Origin of the sequence: Neobacillus drentensis (genome assembly GCF_036966985.1) — a bacterium.
GTDB classification, from domain to species: Bacteria; Bacillota; Bacilli; order Bacillales; family Cytobacillaceae; genus Neobacillus; species Neobacillus drentensis_E.
This window is the reverse complement of record NZ_JBALSN010000124.1, coordinates 1-5,908: the sequence shown is the minus strand read 5'-3', so window position 1 is coordinate 5,908 and position 5,908 is coordinate 1. Positions and strand designations below refer to the sequence as shown.

General features: G+C 36.6%; 5 protein-coding genes. 1 reads left to right on the top strand and 4 read right to left on the bottom strand.

Annotated features, from left to right (window positions below; genetic code table 11):
- On the bottom strand, positions 1-1,177 hold a 1,177-nt coding region (locus V7659_RS08950), incomplete at its 3' end, for a SulP family inorganic anion transporter (RefSeq protein ID WP_335539535.1).
- A 338-nt stretch (positions 1,178-1,515) separates the two neighbouring features.
- Between V7659_RS08950 and V7659_RS08945 the strand changes: the two genes are divergently transcribed.
- Positions 1,516-2,310, top strand: coding sequence for a TIGR00266 family protein (locus V7659_RS08945; RefSeq protein ID WP_283878746.1), 795 nt, complete (start codon positions 1,516-1,518; stop codon positions 2,308-2,310).
- Between the two features lie 87 nt (positions 2,311-2,397).
- On the opposite strand, the gene V7659_RS08940 is transcribed toward V7659_RS08945, so the two are convergent.
- From V7659_RS08940 to V7659_RS08930, 3 genes are all read right to left on the bottom strand, one after another.
- Positions 2,398-3,387 carry an ABC transporter permease gene (locus V7659_RS08940; protein WP_335539531.1) on the bottom strand — a complete coding sequence of 330 codons (990 nt, stop codon included), beginning with the start codon at positions 3,385-3,387 and terminating at the stop codon, positions 2,398-2,400.
- Positions 3,384-4,259 carry an ABC transporter permease subunit gene (locus V7659_RS08935; RefSeq protein ID WP_335539529.1) on the bottom strand — a complete coding sequence of 292 codons (876 nt, stop codon included), beginning with the start codon at positions 4,257-4,259 and terminating at the stop codon, positions 3,384-3,386. The genes V7659_RS08940 and V7659_RS08935 overlap by 4 nt, the downstream gene beginning before the upstream one ends.
- A 135-nt stretch (positions 4,260-4,394) precedes the next feature.
- Positions 4,395-5,867 carry a DUF4153 domain-containing protein gene (locus V7659_RS08930; RefSeq protein ID WP_335539527.1) on the bottom strand — a complete coding sequence of 491 codons (1,473 nt, stop codon included), beginning with the start codon at positions 5,865-5,867 and terminating at the stop codon, positions 4,395-4,397.
- Between the last annotated feature and the right edge of the window lie 41 nt (positions 5,868-5,908).

Below are 5,908 nucleotides of genomic sequence, written 5' to 3'. Positions count from 1 at the left end.
CTACTGCCATGGTTAAATTTACAAAAACCGTTAATAAAAACGTAACCATTAATACCAGTGAATCCGTCGATTTTGTTTTAAATATATGGGAGAAAACTTTTCTTTCACTCATATTCCATGCTACGACCATCAAGATTGGTGCCATACTCGCTAATGGTATATACGATGCATAAGGGGAAAAAAACAGTAAGACTAACAAGACAACAACCCCATGAATCATCCCAGAAAACGGTGAAATTGCTCCATTTTTAATATTAGTTGCGGTCCTTGCAATTGCCCCTGTTGCTGGAATCCCGCCAAATAAAGGGGTAATCATATTGGCAATTCCTTGTCCGATTAACTCTTTATTGCTGTTGTGCCTGCTATTCGTCATTCCATCTGCCACAACGGCTGATAACAATGATTCAATCCCACCCGGCATGGCAATAATGAAGGCTGGCTTTAGCATCTTAACAATCATCTCGATGCTCAAATTCGGTATATGGAGTTCAGGTAAAGTACTTGGAATTTGTCCATAGGCCGTTCCAATCGTCGCAATTTGGGTTGGGTAGAACAATGTTGCTATGACGGAGGAAACTACTAAGCCAATAAGTGGACCAGGAACTCTCGGTGCTATTTTTGGTGTTAGGATGACCGTCCATAAACAAATTGCCGCCGTTAATATACTAAACATATTAATAGTACCTAAATGAAGAAAAATTTCTTGGACATTTCTAATAAATTCCTCATGTTTCTTTATACCCTCCAAACCTAGGAAACTAGCAACTTGACCAGTAAATATCGTCACGGCTATTCCTGTGGTGAATCCAATCGTTACAGGTCTAGGAATATACTTTATTAAAGATCCAAGTTTAAAAAGGCCCATTAACAAGAGAATAAACCCCGCAAGAAACCCAGCGATGAGAAGATTTTCATATCCGTATGTCATCACAATTCCAAATAAAATTGGAATAAACGCTCCAGTAGGGCCTCCTATTTGATACTTCGATCCGCCACATAAGGAGATAAGAATCCCTGCAACAATAGTCGTATAGATTCCATACTCTGGTTTCACACCTGAAGCAATAGCAAACGCCATCCCCAATGGAATCGCTATTACACCGACAATCAATCCCGACAGGAGGTCTTTTGGAACACTCCTTAAGGTATAATTATGGAATCTTTTATCAATTAACATATTAACCCTTCTTATCTTCTTATTTTTGTATATCTGATTATTTGAATATATGGTAATTTATCTCCCGTTTCAAGTATTTTGGTTAAAAATTTATTTTTTAAGAAACTACTTGTTTGATTGACGTCGCCATGATACAATAGCAAAGCGATGAGCTGAGTTGTGTAAGTCGAGAAACATTCCTTTTGGAACGCACTATGTGGAGTGTGGTTTTTCGCCTCAATACGCGAAGGACGTCTGTGTAAACAGGCGTCCTTTTTTATTGGTTAAAATTAGCACTTTTTTCCTAAATTTCTTATAATATAAATAGATTTGCCATTATGAAAAGTGGAGGGAAAAGGATGAATAACCATGAAATTGATTTTAAAATCTATGGTGATGACATGCAGTTTGTTGAGGTTGAGCTGGATCCGCAAGAGACAGTTGTTGCTGAAGCAGGCAGCTTTATGATGATGGATGATGACATACATATGGAGACTATTTTTGGTGATGGCAGTGCCTCTGGCGGTGGAAGCGGCCTAATGGGGAAATTGTTTAGTGCCGGAAAACGCGTTCTTACAGGTGAAAGCTTATTTATGACAACCTTCACCAATAATGGCATGGGCAAAAAGCACGTTTCGTTTGCTTCTCCGTACCCTGGAAAGATTATTCCAATGGACTTAAGCCAACTGGGCGGGAAAATAATCTGCCAAAAAGATGCCTTCCTTGCTGCAGCTAAAGGGGTTCAAGTTGGGATTGAATTCCAACGTAAAATCGGGGCCGGCTTCTTTGGCGGTGAAGGGTTTATCATGCAAAAGTTAGAAGGTGACGGGCTCGCTTTTGTCCATGCGGGCGGAACAATTATTAAAAAAGACCTTTTGCCTGGCCAGTCATTAAGAGTCGATACTGGTTGTTTAGTGGCGATGACCAGCAGCGTTAATTATGATATTGAATTTGTAAAAGGCGTTAAAACAGCGTTGTTTGGTGGTGAAGGGTTGTTTTTTGCTACACTAAGAGGTCCAGGTTCGGTATGGATTCAATCCTTGCCATTTAGCCGTCTGGCAAGCCGGGTATTTGCGGCAGCCCCTTCACGCGGCGGTGCAAAAGATGAAGGCAGTATTGCACGGGGCATTTTCGATATGTTTAATGGGGACTGATTTTGGAGCGGGATCATTTGATCCTGCTTTTTTTGATTGAAAAACAAAACCGGGCGAAAGCCCGGTTTTCTCTAAATAAAACTTCGATTATTTTTGGACAAACTCAAATCTATCAGAAGAATAAGCGGCCACCTTCGTATCTTTTCCTTTTTTCTCTTTATTTTTGACGGCATTTATTCCATATAAATTCTCTTCGAGTTCTTTCTTTATAAAATTCACGATGACAATAACTACAAAGAAACCTATCACTGGCGATAAGATAGACCATGGGGCACGTACGAATTCACTAAAGTTCTGACCGATTAAACCTGCCCATTCATTTGATAAGGTTGCTGGCTTAGGTGGTTCCTCATATCCCATGAAACCTGCCCTATTTCTTCCTCCTAGAAACATCCCAAACAGACCGAGCTGCATTGTAATGTGGAGGGTACTTATAAATTGCTGGACTGAAAATAGTATTCCGTATGAACGGATATAAGGCATCAACTGTTTTCTGACAATATGTAATTTCCCAGCCCCCATCAACTTTGAGCTTTGTACAAATGAAGTTTGTAATAATTGATCGGTTACATCCGAGGCGAAAATGGTGACCGAAGGAAATCCGATAAAAACAAGAATAATAATTTGGTAGGTAACAATAGAAGAAACAGCAACATCATTAAAATCGCCCACAATCGGTATCATCAGAAGTATAGCAATGAGAATCGATGGGATGTAACGGAAAGTTAGGAAAAAGTCTTTCACATAACCTTTTAAGAATGGAGCCCACATGGAAAGGAAAATCCCGAAAATGCCCCCTAGAAAAACTCTTAATAAAGCTACTCCAAAGGCTGAGATTAAGGTGAATTTTGCTCCATAGAGTAATAGCCAGTGCATGTCCTCACCATTTAGGTTCGTTCCTAATAAATGCTGTTCAGAGGGTGGAAACGGCGCCCTGCCGATGATTTCGCCCTGTTCATTTTTAACGAGCACCTGATGATTATAATCTTTTGGCCCATAATATGGATATAAAATACTCATGATCAATAGGAGAAGTAGTAAAGTTGAACCAATAATCGTCTTTTTATATTTTCTCATATACTAACCGCCTCCTTCCCTTTGATTAACTTAGAAATAAACCAGCCTACAGTTTCCATAATCACTAGTGGAATGGATAACATAAGCAAACACATGACAAGTACAGAAAATTCTCCATCCATAAAAATTATTTTAAACAATTGCTGATTAAACCCACTAATGTTAAATAAAATTTCGACTAAATATATATTCGATAGTAATACCCATACAATTGTTCTTAACTGAAAAATTAAAAGCGGAAAAATGTTTCTCATAATATGGACAAGTAACGTCCGAAGACGGCCCATTCCCTTTGCTTTCGCATAGAGAACATATTGCTGGTATTGTTCCTCATCAATGATCTTAATGAGAAATTGTAGCAATAAGAGAAATGGCAGAAAAGAAACGGTCATGATTGGAACAAAATAAGGCTTATGACCAAATAACCCATAGAGTTGTAAAAACTTTAATCCGGTGGATTTATATAGTGTGATAACAAAAAACTGGAATAAAAAAATAATGAGTAAATCTGGAACAGCTTCGAAGAAATTGATTCCGCTTTTCAATTTATTTTTTACTTTTTCTGGTGAGAGTAAAATCAATATAGCCGTAATCATCGATAGGAAAATTATAAATAAAAGACTGCTTAAAAGTATCGTCATTGTATACTGATAACTTTCAGCCATGTGTAATTTTTCGAAGACCTCTAGTTGTTTATCTTGATTAGAATGAAGTAATATTTGAAAATCGGATGTTAAATTTACCCAAAACGTTTCGAAGTTAACTTCTATATGATTCTTTCCAATCCCTAATAATGAGGGAAGATTAAAAATAAAAAGAAATCCTCCTACTATTAATACAATTCTGATAAGTACTCGAAATAATCGTCTCATTCTATCCCACCCAAATATATTTGCTAAAAAATGACAGTCCCTTTTCTTTTTACCATTTAATTAGTATTTTTGCAATATTCCTAATTTATTTTCATAAAAAGACGCTTCGGCTCTCACTCCGAAACGTCTTCCTATTCATTCAATATCCAACTTCCTTAGTTCAGATTCTAGCTGCTCTCGTTTTAGATTATACGATTGCCACGGGAGGTCTTCAGTAAGGACTTCCTGTTTTCTCTCTAAGAGAACTGTTTTTAAATCCGGTATATTCTGGTCTTTTTCATAGAGTTCGATTAAGCCTAACACCCCTGTATAAGAAAGGTTATTAAGGTAGTTAACATCAATTTTCCCGCTCAACTCGTAACGATTCAGATTTTCATTCACGACAATTTTATCTAAGTCAATTACTGTAATTGCTGTGTAATAGATTAGGGATGAAATAATGTAAAAATGAAATAATGATAACTTCATCACCCATATTTTCACAAGAGTATACGTAAAAATGATAACAAGATAAATCATAAAAGAATGGACAAGAACTCTTGTAAACGTAAATCCATACGCATCTTCATACATACTTAACCGCATGAAGGCAGAAGTAAGCATAACAGAGCTCGAGAGGACAAGGATGGTTAACATTATTTGTGTGGCTCTTTGCATAAACCTTGTTGTGCGCTTAACGAACGTTAACACGATTACTGTAATCGATAAATTGATGAGTGTTACAAACAATAGCTCAAAAAACCCCTTTCGAGCATATTCTGCATAGGTAAAGTCTTCCGATAAAGTCCCGCTAAAAAAATACCGAAATTGTACGAGAGTAAACAATAGATACACTAAATTAATAATCACTAAAACTGTAATGGAGATAATCCCATCTAGATTAAATCCTTCTTTGTTTGTTGGCTGTTTCATTACATTAATATGTCTGGTATAAAGAATCTGCATGAAACCAAAGAAAGCAAACGTGCAAATTAAAATAACTATAAGTCTAAAGATTCGTTCCCCATTGATGACTTGAAACCATTGGGGAATACCTCCAATCAATTGTTCGAACTGTGAATCTGCTGATATCAGTAAGTTCAATACAACAAATAGGATTGGCAGCGAGATGGCAATCCCGAGGATTACTTTTTTCCATACTATCAATTTGTCCTCATGACCACCTTGTTTTAAGCTCTTTCCAAGCAATGATACAAAACCGATATTAAATTTTATTGATTGGATTAGGCGTATGAATATTAACGAAATAAAAGCAGGTTTATTCCATTGAAAATTTTTCGGACTGGTTATTAACACCAAATGAAAGATAACCAACCCAGGGATCACCAAAATATTTAAGCCATAAAAGAGAAAGTTAATATTTAGGAAGTAGTTAGCCGACATCAACCAAACACAACAAAGAATTAAGTATCCTAATCGTTGATGGGAAAATTGATAGCGTCGGTAACGCCAAAGAAACAGTGAATAAAATGCCGAAACAAACACAAAGTAGGATATCCCTATCTCACTGCGAAAAAAAGCTTCTTCCGCTAAAATACCAAGCAATAAACATAATAATAAGAAGATCCAAGCAGATTTACCAATTTTTGTTTCTATTTTCGTTTCCATATTCATCCCTCTTTTTGTATAGATTTTCTATATATATAGTT